At 66.0% G+C, this 17,057-nt stretch carries 16 protein-coding genes; 4 read left to right on the top strand and 12 right to left on the bottom strand.

Going from position 1 to position 17,057, the window contains the following annotated elements; genetic code table 11:
* Nucleotides 1-45: 45 nt before the first annotated feature.
* From GWK18_RS10285 to GWK18_RS10315, 7 genes are all read right to left on the bottom strand, one after another.
* Nucleotides 46-1,068: a Gfo/Idh/MocA family oxidoreductase gene (locus tag GWK18_RS10285; protein WP_123823656.1), complete on the bottom strand. Its 1,023-nt coding sequence runs from the start codon at nt 1,066-1,068 to the stop codon at nt 46-48.
* A 188-nt stretch (nt 1,069-1,256) separates the two neighbouring features.
* A complete protein-coding gene (locus tag GWK18_RS10290; RefSeq protein ID WP_123823657.1) occupies nt 1,257-2,762 on the bottom strand; it encodes a CoA-acylating methylmalonate-semialdehyde dehydrogenase in 1,506 nt (501 codons plus the stop codon).
* A gap of 174 nt (nt 2,763-2,936) precedes the next feature.
* Nucleotides 2,937-4,919, bottom strand: coding sequence for a 3D-(3,5/4)-trihydroxycyclohexane-1,2-dione acylhydrolase (decyclizing) (locus GWK18_RS10295; protein WP_245193191.1), 1,983 nt, complete (start codon nt 4,917-4,919; stop codon nt 2,937-2,939).
* Entirely contained in the window at nt 4,916-5,875 is a 960-nt protein-coding gene (locus tag GWK18_RS10300) for a deoxyribose-phosphate aldolase (protein WP_123823658.1), read from the bottom strand. The genes GWK18_RS10295 and GWK18_RS10300 overlap by 4 nt, the downstream gene beginning before the upstream one ends.
* A gap of 8 nt (nt 5,876-5,883) precedes the next feature.
* Nucleotides 5,884-6,882 (bottom strand): 5-dehydro-2-deoxygluconokinase, encoded by a 999-nt coding sequence (gene iolC / locus GWK18_RS10305; RefSeq protein ID WP_123823659.1) that lies wholly within the window; start codon nt 6,880-6,882, stop codon nt 5,884-5,886.
* Nucleotides 6,883-6,933: 51 nt separating this feature from the next.
* Complete coding sequence (locus GWK18_RS10310; protein ID WP_123823660.1) at nt 6,934-7,890, bottom strand: sugar phosphate isomerase/epimerase; 957 nt, start codon at nt 7,888-7,890, stop codon at nt 6,934-6,936.
* 300 nt (nt 7,891-8,190) lie between these two features.
* Nucleotides 8,191-8,850: an SDR family oxidoreductase gene (locus tag GWK18_RS10315; RefSeq protein ID WP_123823661.1), complete on the bottom strand. Its 660-nt coding sequence runs from the start codon at nt 8,848-8,850 to the stop codon at nt 8,191-8,193.
* Between the two features lie 214 nt (nt 8,851-9,064).
* On the opposite strand from GWK18_RS10315, the gene GWK18_RS10320 reads away from it, so the two are divergent.
* Nucleotides 9,065-9,532 carry a hypothetical protein gene (locus GWK18_RS10320; protein WP_123823662.1) on the top strand — a complete coding sequence of 156 codons (468 nt, stop codon included), beginning with the start codon at nt 9,065-9,067 and terminating at the stop codon, nt 9,530-9,532.
* A 29-nt stretch (nt 9,533-9,561) separates the two neighbouring features.
* Nucleotides 9,562-11,169, top strand: a complete 1,608-nt coding sequence (locus tag GWK18_RS10325; RefSeq protein ID WP_123823663.1) for a helicase HerA-like domain-containing protein — start codon at nt 9,562-9,564, stop codon at nt 11,167-11,169.
* 14 nt (nt 11,170-11,183) lie between these two features.
* Here the strand turns inward: GWK18_RS10325 and GWK18_RS10330 are convergent, their stop codons facing one another.
* Entirely contained in the window at nt 11,184-11,786 is a 603-nt protein-coding gene (locus GWK18_RS10330; RefSeq protein WP_123823664.1) for a hypothetical protein, read from the bottom strand.
* 822 nt (nt 11,787-12,608) lie between these two features.
* Here GWK18_RS10330 and GWK18_RS10335 point away from each other — a divergent pair.
* Both GWK18_RS10335 and GWK18_RS10340 read left to right on the top strand, forming a co-directional pair.
* Complete coding sequence (locus GWK18_RS10335) at nt 12,609-12,815, top strand: cold-shock protein (protein ID WP_047691429.1); 207 nt, start codon at nt 12,609-12,611, stop codon at nt 12,813-12,815.
* 191 nt (nt 12,816-13,006) lie between these two features.
* Nucleotides 13,007-13,360, top strand: coding sequence for a hypothetical protein (locus GWK18_RS10340; protein ID WP_123823665.1), 354 nt, complete (start codon nt 13,007-13,009; stop codon nt 13,358-13,360).
* 94 nt (nt 13,361-13,454) lie between these two features.
* Here GWK18_RS10340 and GWK18_RS10345 read toward each other — a convergent pair whose 3' ends face one another.
* The 4 genes from GWK18_RS10345 to GWK18_RS10360 form a co-directional block, all read right to left on the bottom strand.
* Nucleotides 13,455-14,708, bottom strand: a complete 1,254-nt coding sequence (locus GWK18_RS10345) for a phosphatidylserine/phosphatidylglycerophosphate/cardiolipin synthase family protein (protein ID WP_166835095.1) — start codon at nt 14,706-14,708, stop codon at nt 13,455-13,457.
* 3 nt (nt 14,709-14,711) lie between these two features.
* Nucleotides 14,712-15,734, bottom strand: coding sequence for a hypothetical protein (locus GWK18_RS13340; protein WP_166835097.1), 1,023 nt, complete (start codon nt 15,732-15,734; stop codon nt 14,712-14,714).
* An 86-nt stretch (nt 15,735-15,820) separates the two neighbouring features.
* Nucleotides 15,821-16,291: a hypothetical protein gene (locus tag GWK18_RS10355; protein ID WP_123823667.1), complete on the bottom strand. Its 471-nt coding sequence runs from the start codon at nt 16,289-16,291 to the stop codon at nt 15,821-15,823.
* Between the two features lie 117 nt (nt 16,292-16,408).
* Nucleotides 16,409-16,975: a hypothetical protein gene (locus tag GWK18_RS10360; protein ID WP_123823668.1), complete on the bottom strand. Its 567-nt coding sequence runs from the start codon at nt 16,973-16,975 to the stop codon at nt 16,409-16,411.
* Nucleotides 16,976-17,057: the final 82 nt, after the last annotated feature.

Here is a 17,057-nt window from a genome sequence, read left to right on the forward strand (position 1 = left end):
TCCTCTCTGTCCTGGACGTGTTGCTGGGCTGGCCTGAGTGGCCCGTCAGCGGTAGAGCGCGGGTCGTTCGGCCAACTGGACGGGTTCGATGGCACCGGATTCCTGGGAGGCCACACCGGCGGCGCAGCACGCCGCGGTCGCGTATCCGTCCCAGGCGCTCGGTCCGGCGGGTTCACCCGTGAGCACGGAGTCCACCCACTCCTGGACCTCGAGGTCGTAGGCGTCCTTGAATCGCGTCTCGAAGCTGGCGTCGATGGGCCGTCCCTTGGTCCGGTCCGCGGTGAGTTCCAGCGCTGCGGCACCGGACACGGAGGCCACACCGCGTTCGAACGAGGCCTGGGTGTCCACCTGGTAGCCGAGCTGGGCGCACACGAAGATCTCGACGTCGGCCAGGACACCGGAGGCGGTCTCGATCATGACCCGCTGCGGATCGTTCAACCCCTCCGGCGCCAGCGAGGTCGACTTCCCGCGTCGGACCTGCACGGACACGATCTCCTCACCGGTCAGGAAGCGCACGGCGTCGAATTCGTGGACCACGGAGTCGTGGATGATCATCTGGTTGGTGAACCCCGGAGGGACGTCTGCGTTGCGGTGCTGGTGGTGCAGAAGCAACAGCTCTCCCTGGTCCCCGCCGGCAATCAGCTCGCGGAGGGCCCGGTAACCGGCGTCGTAGCGGCGCATGAATCCCACCTGGATCAAGCGGCGCCCCGCCGCAGCCTCTGCCTCCACCACGCGCAATGCTGACTCTGGGTCCGGCGTCAGCGGCTTTTCGCACAGGACGGGGATGCCGCGTTCGATCAGGGGCAGCAGGGCCTCTTCGTGCAGGAACCCGGGGGTGGCCAGGATGACCGCGTCCACACCGGCCGCCAATGCGTCCTCGATCGTGGTGTAGGCGGAGGCACCGTCGATGTGCGCCACTGCCGCCTGTGCACGGGCCTCGTCGACGTCGACGACGGCGGTGACCTCCGCGCGTCGAGTCACGGTGTGCAGACGTTCGATGTGATCGGCGCCCATGCGTCCGGCGCCGACGACGGCCACACGAAGCGAGGTGGTTGGGTTGGAAGTCACGTCACTGTCTCCAGTTCTCTTGGCGTTCCGTCGCGCTACTGTGCGTACACGGAAGCCGTGGTGGATCCGCCCGGATCCGTGTGATGGGTGCCACAGTAGGGACACCCATCACACTTTGTCCAGACATTCTGACTATGTTGCTGAGTGGGTTGCCCAAGCCGGGCGGCCTCAACTTGGTGGTTGCTCGCTCAGTCGTTGGTGGACGGGAAGTTCATGGAGGCGCCCGAGTGGTCGTTGGCCTCGGGCCAGCGCTGGGTCACCGCCTTGCCGCGGGTGTAGAAGCGCACTCCGTCGGGGCCGTACATGTGGTGCTCGCCGAACAACGAGTCCTTCCACCCGCCGAAGGAGTGCCAGGCCACGGGAACGGGAACCGGAACGTTGATGCCGATCATGCCGACGGTCACCTTGCGCTGGAACGTGCGGGCAGCGTTGCCGGATCCGGTGAAGATCGCGGTGCCGTTGCCGTAGGGGTTGGAGTTGATCAGTTCGATGGCTTCGTCCAGGGAGCCGACCCGGACCACGGCCAGGACCGGTCCGAAGATCTCCTCCGTGTAGGCGCTCATCTCCAGGCCGACCTGATCCAGGAGCGTGGGCCCCACGAAATAGCCGTTCTCGTGCCCCTCGACCACCAGGTCGCGTCCGTCGACCACCACGGCCGCACCCGCCTGCTCCGCCTCACCCACGATGCGCTTGACCCGCTCCTGGGCCGCGGCGGTGATCACCGGGCCCATCTCCGAGTCCTCGTGCGTACCGTTGCCGACCTTGATGGCGTGGGCACGTTCCTTGACCTTTTCGACGACGGCGTCCGCGGCGTCACCGACCGCCACGGCCACGGAGATCGCCATGCACCGCTCGCCGGCGGACCCGTAGGCCGCGGCGGAGAGGTGGTCGGCAGCAAGGTCCATGTCCGCGTCGGGCATGACGACGGCGTGGTTCTTGGCCCCGCCGAGCGCCTGGACGCGCTTGCCGTGGGCCACCCCGGTCTCGTAGACGTACTTGGCGATCGGGGTGGAGCCCACGAAGGAGACTCCGTCCACCAAGGAGTGGGTCAGCAGGCCGTCGACCATCTCCTTGTCACCGTGCAGGACCTGGAACACGCCGTCCGGCAGCCCTGCCTGCTTCCAGTAGTCGGCGATCAGCATCGATGCGGAGGGGTCACGCTCGGAAGGCTTGAGGATGAACGCGTTGCCGGTGGCGATCGCCATGGGGCTCATCCACAGCGGGATCATGGCGGGGAAGTTGAACGGGGTGATCCCCGCGATCACGCCCAACGGCTGGCGGAAGGAGAACACGTCGAACCCCGTGGAAACCTGGTCCGAGTACTCGCCCTTGAGCAGCTGCGGCATCCCGCAGGCGTATTCCACGACTTCCAGGCCACGGGCCACCTCTCCTGCGGCGTCCGAGACCACCTTGCCGTGTTCGGCCGTGATGGCCTCCGCGATCGTGTTCACGTTGGCAGCGATCAGCTCACGGAACTTGAACAGCACGGCCATGCGCTTGGCCATGGACATCTCGCCCCAGCTGTCGGCGGCGGCACGTGCCGCTGTTACGGCCGCTTCGAGTTCCTGGGCGGAACCCAGGTGCAGCGTCGCCGAGACCTCGCCCGTGGCCGGGTTGTAGACGTCCTGGGTGCGCTCTCCCGATCCACGGGTCAGCGAGCCGTTGATCCAGTGTTCGATGTGCTTCTCGGTCATGTCGTGATCCTTTCGGTGCGTACTCGGTGACTCCGGTTGCGGGTGGCTCCGTACCGGCGTCACGGTCCAAGTCGATGGAGTTCTGGGTGGTGGGGTTCGGACAGGTGGGGTTCTGGCAGGTGGAGTTCTGGGCAGTGCGGTCCCGGGTAGTGGGGTTCAGGCGGATGCGGCGAGTCACCCGACGTGGGGGCGTTGCCTGGCCTTGTGCTCCGCGTAGGTCCGGTAGGCCTCCTGCGTGGATTCGAGCTCGGACACAGGGGTCACGGGCACGTCCCACCAGGATTCGGAGCTGGGCGCGTCCGCGTAGAGGTCCGATTCGACGTACACGACCACCGGGCCCGATCCCTCGGGTCGTGCCTTGGCCTCGGCCACGGCCTGCCCCAGCCGGTCGATCACGTCGGGGCCCTGCTCCACCCGGATGACATGGGCCCCCAGGGACTCGGCGTTGGTGGCCAGATCGATCGGGAGGGTTTCGGCGTCGTCGAAGGTGTGCGCCTCCTGGTCCAGGTAGCGGTACTTGGTGCCGAAACGCTGCGACCCCAGGGATTCGGAGAGGGCCCCGATCGAGGCGTAGCCGTGGTTCTGGATCAGCACGGTGATGAGCTTGAGACCCTCGGCCACCGCCGTGACCAACTCCGTGTGCATCATCAGGTAGGAGCCGTCACCGACCATCACGACGACGTCGCGCGGACGGCTCACCCCTGCACCCGTGGCGTTCGCGGCCGCTGCGTCCGGCCCGATACCCGCTTCGGCGAGCGCCGCACGCTTGACGCCAAGGCCACCGGCGATCTCGTAGCCCATGCAGGAGTAGGCGTACTCCACGTGGTAGCCCCAGGGGTCCTTGACGCGCCACATCTTGTGAAGGTCACCGGGCAAGGATCCGGCAGCGCAGATCAGGACGTCCTGGTCGTCCATGGCCGCGTTGACGGCGCCGATGATCTCGTTCTGCGCCGGCAGCGGCTGCAGCCGGGTGGTGAAGGCCTGGTCCACGATTCCGTCCCAGCGGGCCTTCTCCCGGGCCACGATCTCGGCGATGCCCTCCGGCACCCGCCACCCTTCCAGGGCCTGCGTCAGTGCCACCAGGGCCTTGCCCGCGTCGGCTACCAGGGGCACGGAGGCGCTCATCTTGAAGGCGTCGAACGATGCGACGTTGATGTTGACGAACGTGACGCCGGGGTGCTGGAAAGCGGTCCGGGAGGCGGTGGTGAAGTCCTCGTAGCGGGTTCCGATGCCGATGATCAGGTCCGCTTCGGCCACGTAGGCATTGGAGGCCGTGGACCCCGTGGACCCGACGGCGCCCAGGCACAGTTCGTGATCCCAGCCCAGGACACCCACGCCGGCCTGGGTGTAGGCCACCGGGATGCCCGTCGCTTCGGCGAACGTCCGCAGCTTGTCGTGCGCGAACGCATAGTGCACGCCACCTCCCGCGATGATCACGGGCCGCTGGGCACCGCGAATCGCCTGGACGGCCTCGCGCAGCTCCTCGGCCTCCGGCTCCGGGCGACGGATGCGCCACTGCCGGGGTGCCAGGAACTCCTCGGGAACCTCGATCCGCTCGGCCTGCACGTCCTGCGGCAGGGCGATCGTGACGGCGCCGGTCTCCACGGGGTCCGTCAACACGCGCATGGCGTTGAGCAGCGCGGAGAAGGTCTGTTCGGGGCGCCAGACGCGGTCGAAGTAGCGGCTCACGGGCCGGAAGACGTCGTTGACCGTGACGTCGTACGCATCCGGGCGTTCGAGTTGCTGGAGCACGGGGTCCGGGACCCGCGTGGCGAACACGTCGGAGGGCAGCAACAGCGCCGGCAGACGGTTGGTCGTGGCCAGTGCCGCGCCGGTCACCATGTTGGAGGAGCCCGGGCCGATGGAAGCGGTCACGGCGTAGGTCTGGCGTCGCCGGGAGTGGCGCGCGTAGCCGACTGCCTGGTGGACCATGCCCTGCTCATTGCGCCCCTGGTAGTAGGGCATGAGTCCGGGGGCGTGGACCTGGGCCTGTTTGAGCGCCTGTCCCACACCGGCCACGTTCCCGTGGCCGAAGATCCCGAAAGTCCCGGGGACGGTGCGCACCTCCGTGCGGACGCCGTCGATGGTGTCCACGGTCCATTGGTTGCCCAGGAACTCTACGACCGCCTGGGCCACAGACATCTCGCGGGTGCTCATCGTGCGATCTCACTTCCATCCGTTGCGGGTGTCTGGTTCTCCCCGTGCCCGTTGAGCAGGGAGGCTGCGGCGGCCACTGCCGCTGCGACGTCGTTGTCCTGCGGGTAGAGCAGGGTCCTGCCGACGGTGAGGCCTTGGACGCCGGGCAGCGCCAGCGCCTCCCGCCAGGTCTCGAAGACTTCGTCGGGGCTGCCCGAGGGGTCTCCACCGAGCAGCACGGTGGGCAGGGTGGTCGAGGCCATGACCCGCTGCATGTCGGGAACCACGGGCAGCTTCATCCAGGTGCGCGCGGAGCTGGCCCCGAGGCCTTGGGCGATCGCCACGGAGCGGATGACGGCATCCGCGGACAGGTCGTTGGAGACCCGAGGGCCGTGAGGGTCGGTGTGGACGCGGGAGATGAACGGTTCGACCATGGCGATCAACCCGTGCGCGTGCAGGTCGTCCACCGCGTGCGCGGTGTTCTCCAGCACCGAGGTGGTGTTGGGGTCCTCGAAGCAGATGCGGGTGAGCATCTTTCCGCCGTCGGCACCGAGCGCGTCCAGGACTGCCGCGGTGTGACCGGTGAACCGGTCGTCGATCTCGTTGACCAGTCCGGGCAACCCGGCGCGGTTCATGGAACCGAACACCAGTTTCCCGTCCAGGGCCCCCAGCAGGAGCAGGTCGTCCAGGATGTCAGGGGAGCCCAGCACACCGTCCACGCGGGGGTCCGCCAGGGCGATCTGCAGGCGGTCCAGCAGGTCCAGTCGATCGGCCATGGCCTGGGGCTGGTCCCCCACCCCCAGGGAACCTCGGGCCGGATGGTCGGCGGCGATCACGAAGTTCTGTCGACCGTAGGTCGGCCCGGGGTGACGACGACGATTGGCGGCCGCCCGTGCGACGGCGTCGGGATCCTCCAGACGCATCCTGGTGAGGGATTCGTAGCGCCGGGGATCCGTGTTCAGCGGTTGATACGGCATGGCTGCTCCTAGGCGTTACGGGTCCGGGCGGTCTGGCCGGGGACGTCGCGGCCTCGTTCACGCAGCAACTCAAGGGCTTCCTGCGTGGTGGGCATGTCCTCGGAACAGGCCAACCGGGAAGCGACGATCGCGCCACAGGCGTTGGCGAAGTCCAGGGTCTGTTCCAGCGGCCAGCCGGCCAGGAGTCCGTGGCAGAAGGCTCCGCCGAAGGAGTCGCCCGCACCCAGCCCGTTGACGGTCTCCACGGGCAGTGGTGCCGACACCACGCGCTCCTCGGGCGTGGCCGCCATGACGCCCTGCGAACCGAGCTTGACCACGGCGATCTGCACGCCCGCCTCCAGCAGCCGGTCGGCTTGCGCGTCAGGGCTGCCGTGCCCCACGGCCACTGCGCATTCGGTCTCGTTCCCGATGGCGACCGTGACGTACGGCAGGATCCTGGCGACCTCTTCCCGTGCGTGTTCCTCCGAGTCCCAGAACATCGGGCGGTGGTCCAGGTCCAGGATCGTGTGCTGGCCGGGCGCCAGGGATTCACGCGGCCGGGCCTCGTGGGCTGCGATCTGCGCCGATCGGCTGGGCTCCTGCGCCAGCCCCGTGACCGTGGACCAGAACAGCGTGGCGTCACGGATTCCCGCCAGGTCCAGCTCCCCGGGCTCGATGGCCCAGTCGGGCGCGGTGGGGGTGCGGCCGTAGAAGTACAGCGGGAAGTCCTCGGGCGGACGGATGGCGCAGAAGGTCACGGGCGTCTGCAGGCCTTCGACGGCGGTGGCCCACCGGGGGTCCACGCCGTAACGCTCGAGTTCGGATCGCAGGTAGTCCCCGAAGGGGTCCGGCCCGGTCCGGGTGATCACTGCGGTGTTCCGGCCGTGCCGGGCCGCGGCAACGGCAACGTTGGTGGGTGAACCGCCCAGGTACTTTCCGAACGTCTGGACGTCCTCGAGTCCGACGCCGATGTCCTGCGGGTACACGTCCACACTGATGCGGCCCATGGTGACGAGATCGTGGGTCATGGTCTTGCGCCTCTCCTTCGGGATCCGGCAGTTGGGGACAGCTCGGCCGGCTCAGGCGACGCGCGTGCGCGAACCGCAGCCGCACAGGTAGCGGCGGGTCCGGGTGGCGATGGGCAGCGGCACGTCGAACGAGGACACGGGGTACATGTCCTGTTCCACGATGCCGAAGATCGGGCGGTTGAGGCCTTCGACCAGTTCGATGACCTCGGCCAGATCCGGGGCGCCGGCGGGCGGCTCGACCATCACACCGGCCAGGTTGGCTGCGGCCCAGGTGAGGTTCTCCTCCCGGACCGTCTTCATGATCTCCGGGCTGATCTGCTTGAGGTGCAGGTAGCCGATGCGTTCCGGGTACCGCCGGATGAGTTCCGCCGAGGATGCTCCTCCGTATTCGGCGTGGCCGGTGTCCAGGCACAGCGTGACCAGCTCCGGATCGGTTCCTTCCAGGAAGGTCTCGATCTCTTGCATGCTGCACACGTGCGAGTCCGCGTGGGAGTGGAACTGCTGCTTGAGTCCGTATTCGTCGCGCAGGACCTTGCCGAGTTCGTTGTGGCCCGCGAACAGCTCGTTGAGTTGATCCTTGTCCAGGGTGCCGTTCTCGACCGGCTCGCCCGTGACGTCGTCGCGCCACATCGCGGGGATGACCACGATGTGCTCACCGCCCATGGCTGCGGTCAGTTCCGCCACGCGACGCGCGGGCTCCCAAGCGGCTTTGGACTCGTCCTTGCCGCGGTGAAAGGCGGTGAAGACCGTGCCGGCGCTGACCTTGAGAGCGCGGGCGTTGAGTTCATCGGCCAACCGCGACGGATCCGGCGGGAGGTACCCGTACGGCCCGAGTTCGATCCACTTGTAACCGGCGGCCACCACCTCGTCCAGGAAACGTTCCCAGGGGGTCTGTTTGGGGTCGTCCGGGAACCAGACGCCCCAGGAATCGGGGGCGGTGCCGATGATGAACGTGTTCTCCGTGGTCGCTGCGGTGTTCTGCTCGGACCCTGGCGTGGTGGCCGTCATGACTTCGGCAACTCCTCGTGTCAACGTGCTGCGATGTCCGCGTGCTGCGGTGAGGCTGGTGACCGCAACCCGCTCCGGGCCTCCGCGATCTCATCCTCTTCGATGTGATGCCCCCCACGGTCCCAGTATTTGTGTCCTAATGTCAAGACAAAGTTGGCCAGTATCCGCTGCACCTCGCGTCACCACCGGTCCTGGTACGACGACGGGGGCGCAGCCCAGTGGCTGCGCCCCCGTCACTACAGGGTGCCTTCGTCCCGATTCTCGGTGTTCAGCGCTCCGTGTTCAGCATTCGGCGGTCGCTCAGCTCTGCCCGAAGACGTCTTCGACGGGCTGGTCACCGTCGGTGTAGTTGATCGTGCGCCCCACCGAGTTGTCCGAGTGAACCGCGGCCACGATGGTGCGGGCGACGTTCCCGCGGGAGGTCTCGGCGCGCTCGGGCTCCTCCCCGGGCTCGTACACTGCGATCTTGCCGGTGGGTTCCTCGAGCGTGAGGGTCCCCGGGCCCAGAATCGTCCAGCGCAAGGAGGACTCCCGCAGGTGCGCGTCCGCTTCGGCCTTGGACTGCGCGTAGGCGAAGAAGGAGTTGTCCTCCGGTATCCCGTGATCGGGTCCCGCTCCGATGTAGGAGACCATGACGTAGCGCCCGACTCCGGCCTTCTCGGCCGCGTCCATGGTCCGGATCGCCGCATCGCGGTCGACCGCCCAGGTGCGCTCCGGGTCACCGCCGCCGGCGCCTGCCGACCAGACGACGACGTCGATCCCCTCGAAGGCGGTGGTCAGCTCTTCCGTCGAGGCATGCTGGACGTCTAGAACGACGGCGCGGGCGCCCGTGGCCTCCACATCTGCGGCATGCTCCGGGTTGCGGATCCATGAGCTCACTTCGTCCCCGGCCTCAATCAACAAGGGCGCGGCAAGCAGCGCAACCTTTCCGTGCCCACCAATCAGTGCAACATTCGTCATGGCGTTCCTCCTTGGTCCGATTCTGTGGCTCCCTGGGGTGGACAGCCCCGGGGCGGTTCACGAGTAACGCTTTCACCCTGAGACCCTTGCGGCCAGTAGTGTTCACGCACAGCTGGAATCAAGACGCCGGGCGTCACCAAGGGACTTGAAGTCGCAGGTCAGCCCCGGTCAGTCTATTCTTTGGCATTGAATTTGATCAGTCCCGTGGAGCAACATGCGTCCCCCTAAGCCGTACTCCTGTTCACATTCCGTGGACGTACCCGCCGCGCCGACCGAAGTCGGGGCGTTCATGGAGGACGCTGAAAAGTTTCTCGCCTTCTGGGCTTCCCCCGGCGGCCGCACTTCGTCGTCCACCCGATTGATGGCGCCCGGAACGGTGTTGGAGTACCCGCTCTCCCTGGGGCCGTTCACTCCGTCGTGGATCGCGGTGGTTTCCCACTTCAACCCGCTGGAACAGATCGTGCTCCGTTCAACCAACGGCCCCGTGGACGCCCGGACCACGGTGGCCTGGGCCCCCGGCCCGGCCGGTCACGAATCGTCCAGGATCACCCTCAACGTGGACGGACGACCGGCCCGCCGCTGGAGCAGGTTTCCTGGACTGCTCACCGTGGTCACACAGCGTTACCTGGTGGCCACCGGGACACGCCTTCTAGAGACCATGGAACGCACCACGGGTCGATGACCTCGGGCGGCCGGATGTGCCATGCCCCTATGGGTGGACCCGGCGGTACACTCGGCGCCGTGAGCGAAAACACGCAGAACGACGCACAGTTGGACGCCATCCGCACGGGCTACGCCTTCGAGGGCGCGACCTTGAATCTGGGAGCAGCCGTGTCAGATGGCACCGCCGTCGCCGATGTCCAGGTCGGCCTGCCTCTGGCGACGATGAACCGGCACGGATTGATCGCGGGAGCCACGGGTACGGGCAAGACCAAGACCCTTCAGATGATGGCCGAACAGCTCTCCGCCGCGGGTGTGCCCGTGTTCCTGGCGGACATGAAGGGCGACCTCTCGGGTCTGGCCACGGAAGGGCAGCCCAACGAGAAGTTGACCGAACGCACCCAGACGATCGGTCAGGACTGGCAGCCCAAGGCCGCACCGGTGGACTTCCTGACGTTGGGCGGCCAGGGCAAGGGCGCCCCCATCCGCACCACCGTGACGGACTTCGGTCCGATGCTGCTGGCAAAGGTCCTGGGCCTGAACGAGACTCAGGAATCCGCGCTGAGCCTGATCTTCCACTACGCCGACCAGGCTGGTTTGGCGCTTTTGGACCTCAAGGACTTGCGCGAGGTCATCATGTTCCTGACCTCCGACGAGGGCAAGGGCGAACTCAAGAACATCGGCGGGGTGTCACCACAGACCGCAGGAGTCATCCTCCGCGAACTCACGACCTTCGCCAACAACGGCGCGGAGGTGTTCTTCGGGGAACCGGAGTTCGACACCGCCGACCTCCTGCGCGTCGGCGACGACGGTCGCGGAGTCATCTCCAACCTTCAACTGCCCGGTGTGGCCTCCCGCCCCGAACTCTTCTCAACCTTCCTCATGTGGCTGCTCGCGGACTTGTTCCACGACCTCCCGGAAGTCGGGGACGTCGACAAGCCCAAGCTGGTGTTCTTCTTCGACGAAGCCCATTTGCTGTTCAAGGACGCATCCAAGGAGTTCCTGTCCTCGATCGAACAGACCGTTCGACTGATTCGTTCCAAGGGCGTCGGCGTCTTCTTCATCACCCAGACGCCCAAGGACGTGCCGGCTGAGGTCCTGGGGCAGTTGGGCAACCGTGTGCAGCACGCCCTGCGCGCCTTCACCCCGGACGACGCCAAGGCACTCAAGGCAACAGCCCGGACCTACCCGTCCTCCGAGTACGACCTGGAGCAGCTCCTGACGCAGCTCGGCACGGGTGAGGCCGTGGTGACGGTCCTCTCCGAATCCGGCGCCCCGACGCCCGTCGCCTGGACCCGGATGCGAGCCCCTGAAACCTTGATGGACATCGCCCCGGATGCGGTCTTCGACGCCGTGATCGCTGCATCACCGCTGACCGCCAAGTACAGCGAGCCGGTGGACCGCGAATCTGCCTACGAGGTCCTCAAGGAACGTCTGGAGAAGGGCGCCGAGCAGCAGGGCGAACAGGCCCCCTCGGAAGGTTCGGGATCCCCGGAGGCTGCCGAGAAGGAACCGGCGGCCAAGAAGGAGCGGGCCAAGAAGGAGTCCGGCGGGTTCTTCGACAACCCGGCCGTCAAGTCGATGATGCGCTCTGCCGGTTCGGCATTGGGACGCGAGATCACGCGATCACTGTTCGGCACCGCTCGTCGTCGTCGCTGACCGGACCGCCCCGGTTACCTTCGCGGGGCCCCTTCGAGGAACGCGACGAAGTCCCCGGTCGGCTCCAGCCGCACCCGTTCCTCCTGGGGGTCCCCCGCGTACAAGACGACGTCGATGTGCTGGACCTCGGGTGCCAGCACGACGGCGAACATGTCCCGCACTGCTGCAATACCCTCCGCGCCTTGTGACCAGTCCCAGAGATCCGCCGACAAGCGTGCGGCAGGGTACCCGGGCAGGGACACTTCCATTCTCGACCGCATGCCCTCCGGGCCCGGATCCGGCCTGATCATCAGGCCCTCCCCGTGACCATCCGCGGCCATCGCCGTGGCGCGCAGGAGTGCGATAAGTTCGGCCGACGCTTCGCCCAACAAGGATTCGACGGCGGCATTCCAGGTTTCTTTGGGGGTGAGCCACCGGGTGAATCGGTGCCTCCGATCCCGGATGTCGAACCACAGCGCATAGTTGCCGTGCTCCAGAGCGGAGTACCCGACAGCAAGGTCGTTGCCACCGACCTCCTGACCGGATTCGAGGGCTCCGAGTGAGGCCACCAGGCAATGCCGGAACACCTCTCGAACGCCCGCGAAGGATCGCTGGAGGTACTCGCTCGGAACCTCCACCGGACTCCCACCAGGACCGCGTGCATGGATGCGCGCTCGCCAAGCGCTCGTGCTCCCGACGTCTGGAAGCCCGCCGACCTGTGTCTCTGCGTCGGCCTCGCCACCGACTGGTACCACGTCGCCCACCCTGTCCCATCTCCACAGATCACCCGTGATTGATACGGGCCGGACAAGTACTGAGTAGGCAGCAGGCTACCTGCAAACGCAGTAGGCAGCAGGCTACCTGCAAACGCATGCAATCGACCTGGGACGGCGAGCAGAAAATGGTTGACGACACAAAAATTAAGAGAGAGCCGCCCGCCACTCAGGGGTCAAGTGGCAAGCGGCTCTCTTCTGTCCCCCTCCTGCAGCAAGGCTCTTGATGACGACGCACCACCACCGTCATCGTTGCCACAGGAAGCTCAGCAGATCCGAACCCTCCAGTCGGAGCTGCCGCCCTCTGTTCGAGGTAGTGACTACTTAACCGTGCCTGCCTGGCACGCGGCTGGAACAGGCTTGGCATTTGCCCCGAGAAGACCTCCACGTTTCCTGGACGCGGATTTCCGTGTAACCGCATCAAATTTCGCGGATTCCGCCCGGCACATCGCCCTACCGAGCCAAAACCTCGACCAATATTTGGCACGGAAGCGACCTGGGGCCCATCCCTCGTGTACCGTCGTGGGCAGTTGTCGTATGCAATCCCGCACTGGCGGGACCCCCCGCCGTTCGCGGCCGACTGTCCACCGGAACCAAACCGGGACCAAGTCGTGTGGTGCACGACGACGGCTATCGGTCGCCGAAGGTCGGCGCCCGTTACCGTTCCGGAAGGATCGACCAGCAATAATGCAGACCGGCACTGTCAAGTGGTTCAACGCCGACAAGGGCTTCGGCTTCATCAGCCCCGATGATTCTCAGCAGGACGTGTTCGCGCACTTCTCCGCGATCAACGGCAACGGCTACCGTTCCCTGGAAGAGAACCAGCGCGTCGAGTTCGAGGTTCAGGAAGGCCCCAAGGGTCTCCAGGCCGCGAACATCACCGTGATCGACTGATCATTCCAGACTTCCAATCGTGCCCGGCACCCCTGGTGTCGGGCACGATTGCATGTCCGGGCGTATTGCCGAGCGCGCGCGAACGCTCCCGGCCGCTGACGTGTGTCACGTCATGGCCGTATGTTTGGACCAACGGTTCCCGCGCGGTACCGAGAACACCATGCAGGACTCACTCAGCTCAGGAGACAGCCATGCCGCACAACGCAATTCCCGGCCATGACCAGCACGAGACCGACGTCGACACTGCGGACTCCACGGCAGGGCAGGCTCAGGCCCTGGGGAACGAGAACAAGATCGACAACGCGGGCAAGGACCGGCACACGGCTGCCCGGCGTGCAGCCGGCCAGGGCCATGCCTCGGCGGGCGACACCACGGGTGGGGTTCCCGTGCGCGGAAACACCTGGGCTCGTAAGCCCAAGACGGAATCCGAACACAGCCAGAAGAACAACCCGTGGTACGCGGACGACCGGATCGGCCTGGTGGCGGCCGCGCTGGTCATCGTGGGCGTTCTGGTCGTGGCACGCGTGGTCCACCGGAACGACTGACCGGGACGGAGGCCGGTGTGGTGCGATCTGCTGGGTCACACGACACCGGTCGGCTTTCCTGGCCCCGAGGCCGCCTCGCGCCCTGACAAAGCCCTTACAGCAGGGGTCTCAGCGGGGCCAAGGCGGCCTCGGCCACCCACGCCAGGGGGTGGCGCGCTTGCCACTCCTCGAGAGTGAGGCGATGGCAGTTCGAGCTGTCGACCTCGAAAACACGTTCCATGACCGCGGCCAGATCGTTGTCGATGATCTCCAGATTGACCTCGTAGTTGAAGGACAGGGAGAGGCGGTCGATGTTGGCCGTCCCGACCGTTGACCACATGCCGTCGATCGTGGCGGTCTTGGCGTGGATCATGGCGTCCTTGTAGAGCAACAGCGTGACGCCTGCTTTGAGCAGCGTCACGTAGAAGCCTCGGGAGCCCCAGTCGGCCAACACGTGGTTGGAGTCCATGGGCACCATGATCCGAACGTCGACCCCGCGTGCCTGCGCTCGGATCAGCGCGTCCAGAATCTGCTGGTCCGGGATGAAGTAGGGCGTGGAGATGTAGATGTGGTCGGTGGCCCGGTCGATCGCCTGCAGATACATGCCGCGGATGGGGTAGACCCGGGTCACGGGGAGGTTCGACCAGCACCGGACTCGCGAGTCCCACTCGGGAGGATCCAGACGTGGGATCTCATCGGCACGCCCGGCCACGGTGTTCCACACGGTCACGAAGGACTGCCGTAGGACCCAGGAGTCCGGCCCGTTGACCTTCAGGTGGGTATCCCGCCACTCCGTGGCATAGGTCGACCCCAGGTTGTAGCCGCCGATGTAACCCACCCGGTCGTCGACGATCAGCAGCTTGCGGTGAGTGAATCCCGAGGCCCGCAGCGGTGTGATGAGCAGCCTCGGCCGGAATACCGGGAAGCGGAAGTACTTGACGCGTTCGTCGAACCGGTAGAAATCATTGGGCACTACCAAGTTCCCGAAGCCGTCGTAGACCACGCGGACGTCCACGCCGCGTTGAGCGGCACGGTTGACGGCATCCATGAACCTCTGACCGTACGCGTCGCCCTTCCAGATGAAAGTCTCCAGGAACACGCTGTGCTCCGCGTTGTCGATCTGTTCGAGCATGTCGTCGTACAGATCGGCGCCGAAGGTGAACACGTCGACGTCGGAATTGGCCACGTCCGTGCCGTAGTGGCCGGGCTTGGGAAATCCGGAACGCACCTTGCGGTGCTTCTTGGTGAAGGCGTCGTAACCGACCAGGCCACCAATCGTGGCCGCCTGAACCCCAACCACACCGACGGCGGCGCGTACCACCGCTTTACGAACGAAGGACCGAACCGGAGACAATTCCTCGGCAAGCATGTCTCAAGCGTACGGGACCGGGTAGGGGCCGGACCGGCGAGGTTTCTCCCACGTTCGGATCGCGACGACGACCCACGCGATGTTGACGCCCACGAACCCCAGAATCCCCAGGACCAGCACAATGCCAAAGGCACCGTAGCGCCCGACCGTGAAGAAGTCGGCCAGCATCATCAAGGACCCGATCCCGGCGAAGACGAACCCGAGGATCCGAGCCCAATTCTTCCCGAGCGTGAGCGGGAAGAGGACGAGGGCGTACAGCGCCAGGACGATTGCCGTGACGATGAGGATCCCGAGGTAAAAACCGGAGGTCTCGGCTGCTCCCGACAGCATTTCCCAACTCGTGTAGTACCGGTCCCGGTAGGCCGGTACCAGCTGACCGATGATGCCCAGGAAGCGGGTACCGAGGAACAGCACCGCGGACAGGATCACCAACAGGTAGAGCGGCTTGGTGAAGAGATCCTTCTTGCTGAAATTCCGGGGACGGGACGGACCGCCGTTGGGGTCGTACCACTGCGCGTACTGGTTCGGACCCTGCTGATTCGGTGGGTACTGGTTGGGCGCGTACTGGTTCTGTCCGTACTGGTTCTGTCCGTATTGGTTCTGGCTGTATTGGTTCTGGCTGTACTGACCCTGCCCGTACTGGTTTTGTGGGTACTGACCCTGCGGGTACTGGTTCTGTGAGTACTGACCAGGCCCGTACGGATTCTGGCTCTGACTCGGTGCCTGATTCGGTGCCTGCGGCGAGTACGGACCCGGCTGGTACGGGTTCTGATTCTGTACGGGCTGCCCCTGCGGCTGGGAGTACTGGCCACCGGCATAGGGTTGACGGCCGGGACCGTTCGAGGAGTTCGGGCCCTGTGGACCGGGGACGTACCGCGGCGCTGATGACGCACTCGACCCGTTCGGACCGCCCGGCTGCTGGCCAGGCCAGCCTGGCTCGGTGGACCCGTCATTCCGGCTCTCCGGGTTCTGCGGCGCCTGGTTCTGTGGCTCCTGGCCGTACGGGTTCTGGGGGCCTTGCGACACGGAGGGTCCTTTCGGGTGCGGAGGCGGCACGTCGCGGGCTCTTCACGGGCGTGGCGGCCGGTGCTGTCGACGGTACGACTAGTGCATCACACTCGACGCCGGAACCACGCCGTCACCGCCGGATTGAACCCGACCAGAAGCCAGGCCAGATTCACCACCAGGAACAATGCGGCGATCGTTACGGACATGGGTTGGTAGATGGTCCCCGTGGGAGAGGGATCTCCCCCCGGTACCAGAACCCAGACGTTCCAGAGGGCGAAGGCCGCGGCCAGCCCCAGCCCACCCCACCGGGCCCAGTCCGCGCGGTTCAGTATGCCGAGCAGCACGATCACGAAGGCGCTCGTGATCAGCAACCCCAGGACCACGTTGCCGAGCGTCGCCGTGACCAGTGACTTCCGCAGGGAATCGTTGTCCATCAACTCGGCGGGGACTCCCTGGCTGGCCAACCGATCCCTGACCGATTCCAGCATGGGGGTGCTCAGCAGGGCGGCAATGCTGACGACCGACCCCGACACGTGGAGCAAGAGGGACAGCACCGTCAGCTGTGTCAAGAACATCACCGACCGTGGCCGCTCACCCGGTTCGCGCTTGGAGCTGGGAACAGCATCGCCCGAATCGCGCTGCTCACGCGATTCGGGCGGTTGCTGGTGAGGATCGATCAATCGAGTCCGTCCTCAATTACGGCGGGCAAACCATGCGCCGACCTTGCCGTTGAAGGCAAGGACGAGCCAGTAGACGTTGACCAGCACGAACAAGACGTCCAACACCAACACGAGGATGCCGAGTCCGCCCGCCATCGGCGTACCGGAGAACAATGCGATGCCCACGAACAGGACGCCCAGGATCGCCAGGACGATCCCGAGGATCCGGGCCCATCCCCAGCGCTTCTTGATGCCGACCAGCACCAGGATGTAGAGCACAAGGGCCACTGCCATGAGGAGGACGGAAACCACCGTGGCGCTGATGGCGCCGGCCATGAGGGCGTCGTCAACGCTCAGGCCACCCAGGTCCTGGCCCTCGAGTTGCTGCTGCATGTCTTCCCGACCGGAGCCCGAGAAGATGTAGATGATCCCCAGCACCCCGGAGAGCAGGTAGATGGCCATGGACGCGAGCGTCATCTGACGCAGCCGATCAACCTGCGGGGGCTTGGACATCTCGAAGTTCTGGTTGGGGTCGTACCCGCTGGTGCCGTACTTGTTGCCGGGCTCCGGGTACTGAGGATTCTGCGGTGCGTTCGTCACGGTGATCTCCTCCTGTGGATGAATGACGAGTGTGGTCTCAGGACTGTGATGGGACTACAGGGGGCATCTCCAGTGTCCCCCG

It is taken from the genome of Kocuria sp. JC486, assembly GCF_011602805.1.
In the GTDB taxonomy this organism is placed as follows: domain Bacteria; phylum Actinomycetota; class Actinomycetes; order Actinomycetales; family Micrococcaceae; genus Kocuria; species Kocuria soli.